At 71.4% G+C, this 14102-nt stretch carries 12 protein-coding genes and 1 pseudogene; 4 read left to right on the forward strand and 9 right to left on the reverse strand.

Features of this window, described 5'->3' with window-relative positions:
* Positions 1–370: 370 nt before the first annotated feature.
* The 5 genes from IG05_RS0116290 to IG05_RS0116310 all read right to left on the reverse strand — a co-directional run bounded on the left by IG05_RS0116290 (position 371) and on the right by IG05_RS0116310 (position 5605).
* Entirely contained in the window at positions 371–2683 is a 2313-nt protein-coding gene (locus IG05_RS0116290; RefSeq protein WP_030343216.1) for an FdhF/YdeP family oxidoreductase, read from the reverse strand.
* A gap of 36 nt (positions 2684–2719) precedes the next feature.
* Positions 2720–3340 (reverse strand): SRPBCC family protein, encoded by a 621-nt coding sequence (locus IG05_RS0116295; RefSeq protein ID WP_030343217.1) that lies wholly within the window; start codon positions 3338–3340, stop codon positions 2720–2722.
* Between the two features lie 224 nt (positions 3341–3564).
* Positions 3565–3912 carry a hypothetical protein gene (locus IG05_RS0116300; protein WP_030343219.1) on the reverse strand — a complete coding sequence of 116 codons (348 nt, stop codon included), beginning with the start codon at positions 3910–3912 and terminating at the stop codon, positions 3565–3567.
* Positions 3913–4662: 750 nt separating this feature from the next.
* Positions 4663–5157, reverse strand: coding sequence for a DUF1772 domain-containing protein (locus IG05_RS0116305; protein ID WP_051789899.1), 495 nt, complete (start codon positions 5155–5157; stop codon positions 4663–4665).
* Between the two features lie 34 nt (positions 5158–5191).
* Complete coding sequence (locus IG05_RS0116310) at positions 5192–5605, reverse strand: hypothetical protein (protein WP_324605011.1); 414 nt, start codon at positions 5603–5605, stop codon at positions 5192–5194.
* Positions 5606–5976: 371 nt separating this feature from the next.
* On the opposite strand from IG05_RS0116310, the gene IG05_RS50575 reads away from it, so the two are divergent.
* From IG05_RS50575 to IG05_RS0116325, 3 genes are all read left to right on the forward strand, one after another.
* Positions 5977–6774: a DUF427 domain-containing protein gene (locus IG05_RS50575; protein ID WP_078894229.1), complete on the forward strand. Its 798-nt coding sequence runs from the start codon at positions 5977–5979 to the stop codon at positions 6772–6774.
* A 161-nt stretch (positions 6775–6935) separates the two neighbouring features.
* Positions 6936–7616, forward strand: a complete 681-nt coding sequence (locus IG05_RS0116320) for a class I SAM-dependent methyltransferase (RefSeq protein ID WP_030343227.1) — start codon at positions 6936–6938, stop codon at positions 7614–7616.
* Positions 7617–8013: 397 nt separating this feature from the next.
* The gene (locus IG05_RS0116325; protein ID WP_158838896.1) at positions 8014–8535 is read left to right on the forward strand and encodes a hypothetical protein; all 522 of its coding nucleotides are present in this window, start codon (positions 8014–8016) and stop codon (positions 8533–8535) included.
* Here IG05_RS0116325 and IG05_RS43695 read toward each other — a convergent pair.
* On the reverse strand, positions 8532–9701 hold the full coding sequence (locus IG05_RS43695) for an inositol monophosphatase family protein (RefSeq protein WP_051789902.1): 1170 nt from the start codon (positions 9699–9701) through the stop codon (positions 8532–8534). The two genes, IG05_RS0116325 and IG05_RS43695, sit on opposite strands and share 4 nt — an antisense overlap.
* 972 nt (positions 9702–10673) lie before the next feature.
* Here IG05_RS43695 and IG05_RS0116340 point away from each other — a divergent pair.
* Entirely contained in the window at positions 10674–10874 is a 201-nt protein-coding gene (locus IG05_RS0116340; RefSeq protein ID WP_030343232.1) for a hypothetical protein, read from the forward strand.
* A 254-nt stretch (positions 10875–11128) separates the two neighbouring features.
* On the opposite strand, the gene gvpJ is transcribed toward IG05_RS0116340, so the two are convergent.
* The 3 genes and pseudogenes from gvpJ to IG05_RS0116360 form a co-directional block, all read right to left on the reverse strand.
* Positions 11129–11500 carry a gas vesicle protein GvpJ gene (gene gvpJ, locus IG05_RS0116350; RefSeq protein WP_030343233.1) on the reverse strand — a complete coding sequence of 124 codons (372 nt, stop codon included), beginning with the start codon at positions 11498–11500 and terminating at the stop codon, positions 11129–11131.
* 641 nt (positions 11501–12141) lie between these two features.
* Positions 12142–12243 (reverse strand): annotated as a pseudogene (locus IG05_RS48390) (IS5/IS1182 family transposase); the annotation flags it as partial.
* Positions 12244–12258: 15 nt separating this feature from the next.
* Positions 12259–13770 carry a hypothetical protein gene (locus IG05_RS0116360; protein ID WP_030343235.1) on the reverse strand — a complete coding sequence of 504 codons (1512 nt, stop codon included), beginning with the start codon at positions 13768–13770 and terminating at the stop codon, positions 12259–12261.
* Positions 13771–14102: the final 332 nt, after the last annotated feature.

Consider the following 14102-nt stretch of genomic DNA (forward strand, 5'->3'; position numbering starts at 1 on the left):
CTTCTCACCCCTTCAAGGCCCATGACGTACGGGCGGCACCCCGGATCCTCACCCCGGATGCCCTGCCACTTCTCACCTATGCCTGGTGGGCGTCGGCACCACGGCCGCCGCCGGCTCGCCGAGGCATCCGGACGACTCCGCGAAGTTTCCGTCAGGTCTTTGTGATCAGATCGCCACGCAAATGTGCTACGGCGACGCGGCGGGTGAGCAGCGTGGGCGCGTCGTACTGGTCCGGATGCGGGAGGGCCGGTATCCGTGTCGTACCGGCGCTCCCGTCTCTACAAGCGCTGACGGTCCAGGTTCCGATCGCCGGCGCGGTCGACGGCCGCCTCGACTCCGGCGGAGGTTGCGGCGGCGTCGTCGGTTTCGGTCAGACGGATGCCGGTCGGGATCGGTCGCCCGTGGGTTCGAGGCGGACGACGATGCCCTTCGACGTGGGCTGGTTGCTCAGGTCGGCGACGCTGTCGAGCGGCACCAGGACGTTCGTCTCCGGGTAGTAGGCGGCGGCCGAACCCTTGGCCGCGGGGTAGGACACGACCTCGAAGTTCTCGGCCCTGCGCTCGGTGCCGTCCTCCCAGAGGCTCACCAGGTCTACGCGGTCGCCCTGGACGAGGCCGAGTTCGGACAGGTCGGCCGGGTTGACGAGGATCACGTGGCGGCTGCCGTGGATGCCGCGGTAGCGGTCGTTGTTGGTGTACGGAACGGTGTTCCACTGGTCGTGCGAGCGCAAGGTCTGCAGCAGCAGGTGACCCTCGGGGGCCCGGGGGACCACCCGCTCGTTGCAGGTGAAGCGGGCCTTCCCGGTCTCGGTCCTGAACACGCCCTCGTTGACCGGGTTGGGTAGCTGGAAGCCTCCCGGGCGGGTCACCCGGGCGTTGAAGTCGTGGAAGCCCGGCACGATCCGGGAGATGCTGTCGCGGATGGTGTTGTAGTCGCCCTCGAACTTCGCCCAGGGAATGTCCTTCTCGCCGTCGACGCTCAGCCGGGCGAGCCGGCACAGGATGGCGACCTCGCTCAGCAGCATGCGCGAGGCCGGTTCGAGCCGTCCCCGGGAGGTGTGCACCTGGCTCATGGAGTTCTCGACGGTGACGAACTGCTCGCCGTCGGCCTGGACATCACGCTCGGTGCGCCCCAGCGTCGGCAGGATCAGGGCGGTGTCGCCGCAGACGGTGTGCGAGCGGTTGAGCTTGGTGGAGATGTGGGCGGTCAGCCGGCACGAACGCATCGCCTTCTCGGTGACCTCGCTGTCGGGCGCCGCGCGCACGAAGTTCCCGGCCAGGGCGAGGAAGAACTTGACGCGGCCCTCCAGCATCGCCTTGATCGAGTTCACCGAGTCCAGGCCGTGCGGGCGCGGCGGGTCGAAGCCGAACTCCTTCTGCAGGGCGTCCAGGAAGGTGTCCGGCATCTGCTCCCAGATGCCCATGGTGCGGTCGCCCTGGACGTTGCTGTGGCCGCGCACCGGGCAGGCGCCCGTGCCCGCGCGCCCCAGATTGCCGCGCAACATCAGGAAGTTGACGATCTCCCGGATGGTGGGCACGCCGTGCTTGTGCTGGGTGATGCCCATCGCCCAGCACACGATGACGCGTTCGCTGCGCAGGACCTCGTCGCGGACCTTCTCGATCTCCTCCCGGGTCAGTCCTGTCGCCGCGCGCACGTCGTCCCAGTCGACGGTGCGGGCGTGCCGGGCGAACTCCTCGAACCCGGAGGTGTGGGCGTTGATGAAGTCGTGGTCCAGGACGGTGCCGGGACGCGCGTCCTCCGCCTCCAGCAGCAGCCGGTTCAGTGCCTGGAACAGGGCGAGGTCCCCGCCCGGCTTGATGTGCAGGAAGCGGTCGGCGATCTGAGTGCCCCGCCCCACGACCCCGCGCGGCTTCTGCGGGTTCTTGAAGCGTCGCAGCCCCGCCTCCGGCAGCGGGTTCACCGCCACGATGCGGCCGCCGTTGCGCTTGGCCTCCTCCAGGGCCGACAGCTGCCGCGGATGATTGCTGCCCGGGTTCTGCCCCACCAGGAAGATCAGGTCCGCGTGGTGGAGGTCGTCGAGACTCACGGTGCCCTTGCCGACGCCGAGCGTCTCGTTCAGGGCGAAGCCGCTGGATTCGTGGCACATGTTGCTGCAGTCGGGCAGGTTGTTGGTGCCCAGGGCGCGGGCGAAGAGCTGGAAGACGAAGGCGGCCTCGTTGCTGGCCCGGCCGGAGGTGTAGAAGACCGCCTCGTCGGGCGAGTCCAGCCCCTTGAGTTCCTGCGCGAGGACGCCCAGGGCGTCGTTCCAGCCGATGGGCTCGTAGTGGTCCGATCCGGGCCGTTTGATCATCGGCTCGGTGAGCCGGCCCTGCTGGTTGAGCCACATGTCGGAACGGGCCGCCAGATCGGACACGCTGTGCTCGCGGAAGAAGTCGGCGGTGATCCGGCGCGTGGTGGCCTCGTCGTTGATGTGCTTGGCGCCGTTCTCGCAGTACTCGTTGCGGTGGCGCCGGCCCGGGGCGGGGTCCGCCCACGCGCAGCCGGGGCAGTCGACCCCGCCCACCTGGTTCATGGTGAGCAGGTCGACCCCGGTCCTGCCCGGGGAGGTCTGCTCCAGGGAGTACTCCAGCGCGTGCATGACGGCGGGGACCCCGGCCGCCCACTTCTTCGGCGGTGTCACGGAGAGGGAGGTCTCCGGCTCCTCACCGGGCGGGTTCTGCATCGCTTGGCCTTTCTCTTGCCGTGTGCGGTACGCGGATCAGCCGACGGGCCACTGGGCGACACGGCTCCTGGGCGGTTCCGGGGTGTCGTGCTGGACACGGCCGTTGCGGATGGTGCCGCGCCAGGCACCGCCCTCCTGACCGAGTCCTTCGATGAAGTGCTTGAAGCTCTCCAGTTCCCCGCGCACCAGTCGCACGGTCAGCCCCACGGCCCTGGACGAGCGGGTGAGGACCTTCGCGGCCCCCTGCGGCTGGAGGAGCATCCGGACCGTGATCGCGGTGCCACCGGACTCCGTCGGCCTGAACTCCACCTCGCCCTGGTGGGTGGGGTGCTGCTCCAGGCCACGCCAGGCCAGGTAGGCGTCGGGGTCCTGTTCCACGATCTCGACCGCGAAACGGTGCCGCAGGGGGCCGTAGCCGATGGTCCACGCGGTGACGGTAGGCCTGATCTGCTCGACGTCGCGCACCACGGTCGAGAAGCGCGGGAACGTCTTGAACTGCGTCCACTGGTTGTAGGCCGTGCGGACCGGCACCGCGACCTCGACCGTCTCCTCGACGTGCTGCTGGCGCAGCGGACGGCGGCGTGTGACGCCGTCGCCGTCGGAACGCATGCCCGGGGTGTTCGGCACGGCCTGCCCACCGTCTTCTTCGTGCGCCATCATGGTCCTTCTTCCGGTGAGGGAGCCGGGCGTCCGGAGACCCGGCCCTCCCCTTATGGGGCAGGGCATCTCTTCCGGTTCCCCGATCTTGGGTTTCGAGTCACCCGACCAGCGCGAGAAGCTGGGGGCATGCTTTCCGTCACGAGGCGTCGCCCTTGATGCTCGGCTGCACGCGACGCTGTGGGGAGGTGGCAGCCGCTGACGACCAGACCACCGCCCAGCAATCACCTGGCGCTGCTTGCCTCCGTGACACCTGCGTCCGGGCGGCTCACCAGATCGAAAGTGTCGGGCCGCGTACCGGCGGCCAGAAGCAGCAGTCGCAGCGGCTGCTGGCGCAGGCCCGTCACGGTCGTCCTGCGGTCAGGTGCGTCAAGGGGGGCGGGCGCGAAGAGCAGGTGGAGGCCGACGACGTCCATGAAGCGGTTCAGGTCCCAGAGCAGGTCGATCACGTGTGCTGGTAGCGCGTCGATGGCAGCGCGCAGCGGGGGGACGGTGTCGTAGTCGATGTCTCCGCGCGGTGTGATGCGTACGGACGTGCCGTTGACGGCGGTGGTGACGGCCCACCGTCGCACACTCCCTCCCCCAACCGCGACTGCCCATCGGAAGAACGTTCTGCAAAAACTCGCGCTACCACGGCCACCGGCCGGCACACAGAGGGCCGTCGGCGTCAGCCGACGGCGTCCCGCCCCGGGGCGAGCGGATCGTGGCGGGCCCGCTACCGCACGATCAGCCGGCCCCGTCCGGTGCCGGACCGGGCCCGCCAACGCCGCCGCGCCGCGGGCCCAGGAGCGCACCGCCTCCCGTATCCCTCGTGACGGCAGGCGCTCGAACGGGTACACCGACCCGAACCCTCACCAACCATTCCCCAGCACCTACCGTGCCGGATGCGTCCCTGCCGCGCAGCATCACCGCAAAAGTGTCCGAACCCCATCGGCAGCGGTGGCCGGCACCCGGGGGCAGCCAGGTGGCGGGGGCATGAAGCCGGAGGCGCCGGAGTCCCAGGCCTCGGCGAACGGGACCAGGTGCTCGATGTCCAGGCCGTAGGGGCTGTACCACTCGCCGCCGCTGGGGCGCAGCGTGGGCCCTGTTCGGACGGGGTGACGGCTTCGGCTTCGAGGACCTCGCTGCGGGTGTTGCAGCGCCGCTCCAGTGCCTGAACGTGCCGCGTTTAAGGCCGGTGCGGTCCTCGGCCCGCACCGACAGCCGGCTCAGTGCATCGCGCACGCTGTTGGGAGCCGGTCACGGGGGCCGTTTCGTCGGGCGTCAGCTCCGGATGACCCACCCCACCGCGTTGCGCGGACAGCGCAGGGACGACCGCGGGATCAGGCCGTCCTCCGCGCTGTGTCTGCCGTCGGGTGCGGAGTGGTCTTCCGCAGAGTGAGGAAGGTGAGGAGGGCGAAGGCCGCCATGGCGGTGAGAGTCCGGGCGTCGTTGAACAGCTCCCAGCGGCGCAGGATGCCCGCGTGGTCCGCCGGCGGCCCGGTGGCGGCCCACTGCTTGATGCGGCCGTTGATCGGGACGTTCCCGAAGCGAGTGGTCAGGAAGGACGCGACGGTCAGGGACCCAGCCGTGGCGGCGAGGACTCGGGGCCTGCCTCGCGTGAAGGCGGCCAGGGCGAGGGAGCTGGGGGCGGAGACCGCCATGGCTCCCTGCATGGTGATCGCGTTCGTTTTCATCAGCTCGGCATGGAAGGCGAGTCTCATGTCGAGCGGCACGGCGTTGAAGGTCGGGACCAGGTTTGCTGCGCCGTGACCGAAGGCACCGGCGAGCAGACCGGTGGAGAGCAGGGACACTCCCTGGAGGAGCCGGATGCGCATGAAGGGTTCTTCCTGTGGGGCGCGGTGTCAGCGTTCAGGCGGTGGTGAAGCGGTTGCTCGCGTCGCCCCGGAGCCGGCCGGGTGGCAGCCTGCGGCCGAAGGCGAGCAGGAGGAGGTCCTGGGCGTCGCCGTACACGGGGGAACCTGATCCGTACGACCAGTCCAGGTCTTCGGCACACAGCTGCACTCCGCCGATGTCGGCGCCGAAGAACTTCAGGCCGCTGGGCCGGATTCCGTCGAGCAGGACCCGCAGTCGGTCCTCGGGGACACACCGGTTGAGGCCTAGGGCGACCGTGATGTCCAAGCCGTGTACCACGTCGTGGCCGAGCGCGGCCTGGAGGCCGCCGACCCGCGGCGTCCAGGGATGGCGGGCGCCGTCCCGCAGGAACCGGGCGAGTTCGACGGTGGAGTGGGCCGCAGCGTCCCTGCGCGCGAGGCGGTCGGTCATTCGGTGCAGGTTTCCCCGGGCCCTGGCCAGCTCGCCGACGATCGCGGGCAGGGAATATCGGCAGGACCAGTCCGGCGGGCCGTGCCTGTCGCACCCTTGCGCATAGTCGGTCAGTGCCCGGTCCTGGCAGCCAGTGGCTCGTGACGCGCTGATCTGAGACCTGGACCAGTTCGTGCGCTATGCGCAGGCTGTGCAATGCCCGAACGCTTGGCGCACCCGGGATCAACGGTCTGCATCCTCAGCGCGGTGTCGGGGCGAAGCAGGTGTAGGACTGATGACGGCAGAGGAGGGACCGTGAGCGACACGGATGCCCGCAGGGAGCAGAGGCGGCGGACGCGCGTGATGCCGCCTCGACCGGCCGGTGATCGCCGGTGACCAGATGGACGCCCCGGCCCGACGGCGGACGGCCGTCCGGGAAACCTTGCTCCCACACCTGTACGGCCGATCCGACGCCGCTGAGCGCGACGTGCCCGGCCTGCGCGGCGCGCGGACGGGCGTCGGCCGACCTGCTGCTCTGCCTGACCTGCGGCCACGTGGGCTGCAACGACAGCGCTCCCGGAGCCCACGCCACGGCCCACTTCGAGGCCGCCGGGCACCCGGTGGTCCGCAGCCTGGCACGCGACGGCGGCTGGGCCTGGTGCTACGAGGACGAGGTGTACCTGGATCCGCTGGACGAGCCCGCGCCGCGATCCGCGCCGCGCGGGCCCGAGTCCGTCTGGGACTACCCGCGGCCGCCCACCATGAGCCAGGACGACCGCGTCGTGGTCGTCGAGTGCGCCGGCCAGGTGGTGGCCGAGAGCCGCAGGACGATCCGGGTGCTGGAGACCAGCCATCCCCCGGTGTTCTACGTCCCCCCGCAGGACGTCCGTACGGAGTTCCTGTTCCCGGCGGCCGCGGGGCGGACCTGGTGCGAGTGGAAGGGGGTGGCCCGGTACTGGGACGTCGTCATGGGCGACGACGTGCGCGCCGGCGCCGCCTGGACGTATCCCCGTCCCGAGCCCGCGTACGCGGCCCTCGCCGGCTTCTTCGCCTTCTATCCGAGCCGTGTGGACCGCTGCACGGTCGCCGGGGAAGTGGTCACGGCGCAGGAGGGCGACTTCTACGGCGGCTGGATCACCTCGGAGGTTCGGGGACCGTTCAAGGGGGCGCCGGGCACGCAGCTGTGGTGAGGAGTTCGCGGAGCCGCTCGATCGCCGCGCCGGGCACAGAGCGACGCGATGGCCACCGAGATATGGGACCACGCCCGGCTGTTCCTCGCCCCTCGGACGCCGTTTTGCCGAAGCGGCAACAGGAGTGGCGCGACCGGGCCACGATGGGTGACCTTGGGCCCGTGACCGACAACATCACAGCGGGATCGCCCGCGTCTGACACTTCCTTGCCTGGCGACGGATACGTCGGAGACCCCGCGGTGCGGGCGGAGTGGGACAACCGATACGCCGACCGACAACAGCTGTGGAGCGGCCGGCCCAACGGTGCGCTCGTGGCCGAGGTCGCCGGGCTCACGCCCGGGCGGGTGCTCGACGTCGGCTGCGGCGAGGGCGCGGACGCCGTCTGGCTCGCGCGCGGCGGCTGGGACGTGACCGCGCTCGAGGTCTCGGGCGTGGCGCTGGAGCGGGCGGCCGGGCACGCGCGGGACGCAGGCGTCGCCGTTCGCTGGGTACACGCCGAGCTGACGGAAGCAGCGCTCCCGCCGGCCTCCTTCGACCTGGTCTCCGCGCAGTATCCAGCCCTGCTGCGCACCCCCGACGCCGCAGCCGAGCGAGCGCTGCTCGCGGCCGTCGCACCCGGCGGCGTGCTGCTGCTCGTACACCACGCGGGGATGGACACCCAGCAGGCGCACGAGAGCGGCTTCGACCCGGCTGACTACGTCTGGCCCTCGATGGTCGCCGCCCTGCTCACCGACGACTGGAAGGTGGAGGTGAACGAGCAGCGACCACGCGTGTCACCCGACGGCGGCGCCGGCGCGCACCATACCGACGACCTGGTGCTGCGTGCGCGACGGCTGCGCTGAGCCCTTCCGCTCGCAGCAGGCCCGGCATCTGGGCAGACCGGATGACCGAGCGGCGGAAAGCGGGCTGCGGCCTCTCATGGATCAAGGGTGTTCTCGCTACTTCGACACCGCGCAGTCGTTCCGGCTCGGGTGCCGATGAGTCGGCTGAACTACGCCGAGCCAGCCCTCCCCCGGGGCCGACCTGTCTGCGGTAGCAGCTGAGGTGCAGGCGCAACCGCCTTGGGGCTCTTGAGTTGCCCTCTCCCTGGTGGCCCCGCATTCAATGGGCCCCGGTCGTATCACCTCTGCGACCGCCCGGCCCGGCGCCGTACGCCGTCGTCCGTAGCGCACTCGAGGTCCGGCTCGGGCACCCGGGTAGCTCTGGGACACTGCTGCCGTGTCGGCTTTGTTTCCCGCTTTGACCGCAGTGTTCGGTGCGGCACTCGGTGTCGCGACCACCTATTTCGTCAACAGGTCCACCATGCGGCTCAACCTGGAGCACGAGTACGACCGCACGCTGCGCGACAAGCGGCTGGCGGCCCACCAGGCGCTCTTCCACCTCACCCGGCAGATCCCGCGGCACTGGCTGCTGATCCCGGTACCCATGCGATCGGACCTGCTGCCGGTCCGCGCCTCCTTCCGCAACTGGTACTTCGCCGAGGAGGCCCACGGGATGTTCCTGTCGCAGGGCTCCAAGCGGGCCTACCTCGCCCTGGAGGACGCCCTCGACAACGTGCTGTTCGTGAGGTCGCCGGACGGCCACAGCAAGACGGCGGACCGGGCGGACACGCCCCTGACCCCGGGCGAGCTGGACGACCTGCAGCGGCTGGCCAGCGAGCTGCGCCACCAGCTCGTCGCGGACATCGGCGGGTCCAATCCGCCGCGCACGCGCTCCACCCGCCCCGACCCCACCTTGCGGGGCATGCCGGACCCGTTCTAGACCGCCGGCCGCGCCGCCGGAACGGACCGCAGGAAGGCGACGAGTTCGCCGGCCACGCCCGGTGCCGCGGCGACGACCGCGGGCACGCCGCCGGCCAGCTCGATCTCCTCGGCGACGCCGCCGGCCGCCGTCACCAGCGCGATGCCCGCCGCGTAGTCCCAGCGGCCGAGGTCCACGCCCACGTACGCGTCGAGCGTGCCAGTGGCCACCGCCAGCTGGTCGCAGCAGGCGGAGCCGATCCGGCGGAAGTCGCGGGCGCGCGGCAGGAGGTGTTCCATCAACCGTAGCGAGACCGGCCGCTTGGCAGGGTCGTGCGGGACGCCCACGGACACCACCGCCTCGGCCAGCGAGCCTGTGGACCGGCAGGCCAGTGGCAGCGTGCCCGTCGGGCCGTGCTCGCCGGTCGCGGCCCAGGCGCCGTCCGCCGGCCGCCGGATGACGGCCGCCAGCGGGACGCCGTCGCGGTACGCCGCGACGCTGACCGCGTAGTCGGGCCGCCCCAGGACGAAGTTGCCCGTGCCGTCCACCGGGTCCAGGATCCACTCAACGCCGCTGGTGCCGGGGTGGCTGCCCGACTCCTCCGCGAGGATCGCGTCGTCCGGGCGGTGACCGCGGATCTCGGCGATCGCCGCCTCCTCCGCCGCCCGATCCGCCGTCGTCACCAGGTCGTGCGCCCCCTGCTTGGCGGCGACCTCGACCCGCCCGCTGGCCACCACGTCCCGGACCGCCCGCGCCGCCAGCCCGGCGGCCCGTACGGCCACCGCGGTCAGCGGCCCCTGGCCCTCACCCTCCTCACGCAGGTCGGGCAGGGTGAGCACTCCCCGCACGCCGCCGGCGCGGCGGATCAGAGCGGCGACCTCCTCGTCCCCGCGGAGGCCCCCGGCTTCCGCGGGGCGCAGGCCGGAGGCGTCCGGGCAATGCGTGACCCGCACCACGTAGGCGTAGGCGGGCGCGGCTTCCGCTCCGGTGCGGACCAGGGCGGCCACCCGTCCCCCGATGCCGTACCTCTTCCGCAGGCCGGCCATCAACGCGGCCTCGCGGTTCACCGTGGGCAGGCCCAGCGACACCGGCACGGTGACGCCGGCTTCGCCTCCACCCGCCTCCTCGACCAGCAAGGCGCCGTCGGCGGTGACGAGCAGGACGCGCGGGCTGGAGTCGCTCGTCATGGTTTCCCCTTACCGTACGGGCGGGCCTGGGCCGGGCTGCAGCGGTCGGCGACTGCCATCGTAGGGCGTCTGACCGCTCCTCGCGGTCGGCTGTGACGGGATCACGGGGTGGAGGTGGGCAGCTTCCGGCTCGGGCCCCGCGCGGATGGCGGAGCCTCAGGCGGCCGGGGCGGCGTGACCGGTCAGGACGGCTCCTTCGGCCCGTACGGTGCTGGGTCGCTCCATCCTGGGGAGCCGCGCGCGCCTGGAGCCGATGGCATTCCGAAATGCCCAAGGACTAGGGGAGCATGATGCGGATCGTCCGCGGCCCGCGTGACCGGCTCCGGCCACGGGGCGGTCATTCGGGGTCGCCGGGCCCGTCGGCGTTCTCCGGGTTGTCGTCTGCGCTCATCGGCGACCGACGCAGCCGACCCCCGCGGTGGGCCCAGAGGTCCCCGTCCACAACAACGCACCGGTCGAACTGACGAAGGAAGACCGGAGGAGAGCGGATGCGGCGCTCCTGGAAGAGCACGGGGACGGCTCCCCTCCAGCCGGGAGGAGACAGAGAAACCCGCCGAACGACGGCGACGCCGACACCAGCGGCTGATACGGAGACCCGCATCGACGTGGCGGGCATTCCTGCGTGTCGTGGTGCACCGCCGAGAATCTTCCCGACGCTGGGCGCTTCAGCAAACCCCGTCGGGCTACGGAGCGATCCGCAGCGAACTCCCGGCGCAGCATGAGGTCGACGCAGCTGTTCGGCTGCCGCCGAGCAGCCCGCGGCCGCGCCTTCGCCGAGGACAGGGGCCTCCCCACGCCGATCCCAGACGGTGGCGGCCGCCTGGACCGAGCTGATCAGGTCCGAGGCGACCACGGGCACCTCAGGGGCTTCACCCGGGATGCCGGGGGCACCCTCAGCTCCGTGACGATCGAGGGCGGACGCACGTGCCGCTCGCGAGCGCACGAGCCGTCTCGTTCGCAGGTGGAGGAAACATGTTGAGGTTGAGAATCGCCGTGGCGCTGATGCTGCTCGCCGGCGCGACCGCGGTGCTCCTGCCCCTGACAGGAAAAGGCGGTCACGCGCCGGCCGTCCCCCTCGTCCTGGGCATCACGGCCTTGGGCTGCGGCGCCGTCCTGACGGTGCTGATGGCCCTGGGCTCACGGCGAGTCGGGACGAGGAGGGACGTACGGTGAGGAACGCGCTCTCGCTGCTGCTGATACTCGCGGTGCCCGCGGCGGCCGCTTTCAGCATGTGGGCCCAGTCGGCAAGCGCCCGCGACTTCTGGCGGAGGCGCCGAGGGCGCTGACGGTGAAGGAAATCGGCGGGGGGGACAGCGGAGGAGGCGCACCGAAACGTTCGGGGCAACTGCGCCGGGCCGCCCGACCTGCCCGCCGCCGCCCCCGCCGGCCACGGCCTGCCGGCCCGGACCGGTTCGCCGGTGACGTCACTACCGTCGCTGTGCCTGGCCCTCTTCCCGCGCCTGCTGGAACGCCTCCGACATCGCCTCCGCGGCTCCGGAGAGGACACCCTTGGCCGCGCCACGGGACCCGGCCCCCTGCATCTTCTCCGGAAGCTCGGTGAGCCCGGCCGGCTTCCGCGGTCCCGATTCCAGGTCCAGACGGTTGCACGCCTCGGCGAACCGCAAGTACGTGTCGACGCTGGCGACCACGACACGAATGTCGATCTTGAGTATCTCGATGCCCACGAGGGACACCCGGATGTAGGCGTCGATCACCAGCCCCCGGTCGAGGATGAGTTCCAGGACGTCGTAGAGGCCGCTGGAACCGCCCCCGCCACCGCCCTGCCGCGCCACGGTCATCACGACCACTCCTTGTCATCGATCGCGCACGATCCCGTCGACGTCACACCGGCCGCGACGACGGCTGCCAGGTACGTCTGACCCCCTGCACCGGGACCAAACACCTGTGCGGTCGGCACCTCGCGAGACGCCCGGTGGCCGTGTGGTCTCGACGGCTCCGAGGGTCCGCCGACGCTCCCCGGTGGCTCTTTCCCACAGTGACCTGCGTGCTGTGGCGGGTCGCACATCCACACCAGCAAGTGATCGTCGCCGCGTCAGCGATTCTCGGCGCGGTCCTGGGGCTGCGGTCGGGCCGCTGGATCAACGCCTGGCAGAGGTTCCTGCGCCGCTTGTTCCGACAGCCCCGTCCCCCTCGACGCCGTCACCATAGACACACTGTGATCGCCCGCACGACCTCGTCAGGCATGCCGACCGGGGGCTCTTCCGGGGTACATGGCCGTCATGTTCTTCTTCAGCAACCGGATCGGCTGCCTCGGTTCCCTGCTCATCAGCGTGATCGGGACTGCGATCCTGTACCTGATCTTCTCGCGGTGACGCGCCCGTTCCGTCCCCGCGTCGGCGGCCCTCGCGCACCCGGGCCGCCGCTCGCGCCTCCACCGCCCTGCGTGACTCCTTCGCCGGTGCCGCGGACAGGGGAGTTATCGCTGCTGGTCGGCCCACCGCGGTCCACGGACCGGATCGGCCGGCATCAGCGGCTCGATCCGGTCCCACATCGCATCAGTGCTCACTGATCGGACAGTCACATCCGATCAACTGACTCACCGACGTAGTTTGGCCGACGGCGAGGTGGCGGCGCCGTTCAGGCAGTGGTCGAGGAGTTCGTGCATGCGGGGGCCGGGGAGAGAGGGGTTGGCCGCGGCGCCCTCCGCGGTGCGCGAGTCACAGAGGAGGACCTCCAGGGCTTCCGGTGTCAAGCTCGGGTTGGCGGCGGCCGCCCGGCGTACCGACTCATTGGGATCTTCCACCGGGACCTCGGGCAGGGTGGGGTCGGACGCGGCCAGGGCCCGTATGCCGGGATCAGGGTGGCCGATGAGGTGGGCCCAGCCGGTGCGGGGAAACGCGGGCAGGGTCAGCAGGTGTGGGCGGTGGGCCAAGCGGGTGACGAAGACGTCCCGCAGGAGGTGGGCCGGAGCAAGGGGGTGGTGGCAGGCCAGCAGGATCCGTACCTCCTCGTCGTCGTCCTGCGCGAGTGTCGCGGCGAGTTCCGCGGGCAGGCCGGGGAAGCACGCCGCGACCCGGCGAAGCACTGGTTCCCTGGACTCCGCGCAGGCGGCGAACCAGTCGGGCGAGGGCTCGTCGGTCGGCTCGGTGATCGGGCAGGTGCAGTCCGGGCCGTGTCCGATGACCCTGTCGATCGCCCAGTACTCGGCCCAGGTGCGGGGGAAGGGGTGGAGGTCTGCGCGCATCCGCACGTCCTCGTCCGGGTCCTCTCTCAGCTCCGCCACGAGGTCCGGTCCCAGGTCGGGCCGGGCGGCTACCAACTCGCGGATTCTCGCATCGGGATGGCGGGCGAGCCGGGCGACGGCGTCGACCTGAATGTGGGGGTTCCGGGTCAGGGGTTGCACCGTGCCGTCCGCGAAGCACTGCTCGATGAGCGCGGGAGACAGGGCACACCTGCCGAACACGAGCGGCTTGCCGCGGGAGCCGTAGGACGGCAGCCTGGCTTCCACCCGCTCTGGATCCAGCACCCAGCTGCGCTCCCGCGCCGCCTTCCGCACCGCGGGGTCGGGGTCGTCGAGCAGGGCTTCCCGCTGCGCGGCGGTGAGCGACTGCCACTCCCAGGTCGCACGTTCACGGAGCCGGGGGTGCTCGTGCCCGGCCATGGAGCGGTGGAAGGACAGAGGGATCTGCCGGGAGGAAACGAGCTCCCCGACGATCTCGTTCGCGGTGAGCGTGCCGTCTTCGCCCCCGTCTGGGGCGGTCAGGAGAGTGACGAGGATGTCGTCGGGCAGTGGTCGGACCCATCGCGGGCGGAGATGGGCGGGGGTGCCGCCGGCGAGCCACCCGCGGACGATGCCCGACGGGTCCGTCGCCAAGGGGGCGAGTCGTGCCGGGTCGATGTGCCGGTTCTGCGCGAGCGCGCGGCGGATCACTTTGTCCGGGTGGTTCAGGGCTGCGTCGATGACGGCGTCGGGCAGGTCACGACCCGCGCACATCAGCGGGCCGGCCTCACCGGCCGCTGAATCCACCAGGCGTATCAGGACGTCGGAGGGTGCTGCCGGATTGAAGGCGATGCCGCGCAGCCACGGTTCGTGCAGAGAGTCGGACACCGCGTCATCCTGCCACCCCGCCTCCTCAACCGGGCCGCCCGGCGGTTACCTCGTCGGCGCTTTCCGGCGTCTCCGTCTGCCAGGCTTTGGGCCGGGTGGCACGGCCTCGCTCATCATGCGCGCGCTGGCCGTACGCGGCGATCCGTCGCCCGGCAGCTCGGCATGGCCCTGCGCGCCTACGTCAACAGAAACCTGCGCGGCAAGCCCCAGCCGGTAGGCTTCCGGCCGCTCGCGGCCCGCGCCGTCACGCGCTGGCTCCTCACCACCCCGACGCCCTGCCCGGAGGCGACCGGCTCCAGCTCAAAGCCGTCCTGGCCGACAGCCCGGAACTC

The sequence above is a fragment of the Streptomyces sp. NRRL S-1022 genome, from assembly GCF_000720135.1.
Lineage (GTDB): Bacteria > Actinomycetota > Actinomycetes > Streptomycetales > Streptomycetaceae > Streptomyces.

What these genes read in the sequence shown, in the direction of transcription:
- IG05_RS0116290 (WP_030343216.1), bottom strand. Translation starts at nt 2,683, where the DNA reads ATGCAGAACCCGCCCGGTGAGGAGCCGGAGACCTCCCTCTCCGTGACA.
- IG05_RS0116295 (WP_030343217.1), bottom strand. Translation starts at nt 3,340, where the DNA reads ATGGCGCACGAAGAAGACGGTGGGCAGGCCGTGCCGAACACCCCGGGC.
- IG05_RS0116305 (WP_051789899.1), bottom strand. Translation starts at nt 5,157, where the DNA reads ATGCGCATCCGGCTCCTCCAGGGAGTGTCCCTGCTCTCCACCGGTCTG.
- IG05_RS0116310 (WP_324605011.1), bottom strand. Translation starts at nt 5,605, where the DNA reads ATGACCGACCGCCTCGCGCGCAGGGACGCTGCGGCCCACTCCACCGTC.
- IG05_RS43695 (WP_051789902.1), bottom strand. Translation starts at nt 9,701, where the DNA reads ATGACGAGCGACTCCAGCCCGCGCGTCCTGCTCGTCACCGCCGACGGC.
- IG05_RS0116340 (WP_030343232.1), top strand. Translation starts at nt 10,674, where the DNA reads ATGTTGAGGTTGAGAATCGCCGTGGCGCTGATGCTGCTCGCCGGCGCG.
- gvpJ (WP_030343233.1), bottom strand. Translation starts at nt 11,500, where the DNA reads ATGACCGTGGCGCGGCAGGGCGGTGGCGGGGGCGGTTCCAGCGGCCTC.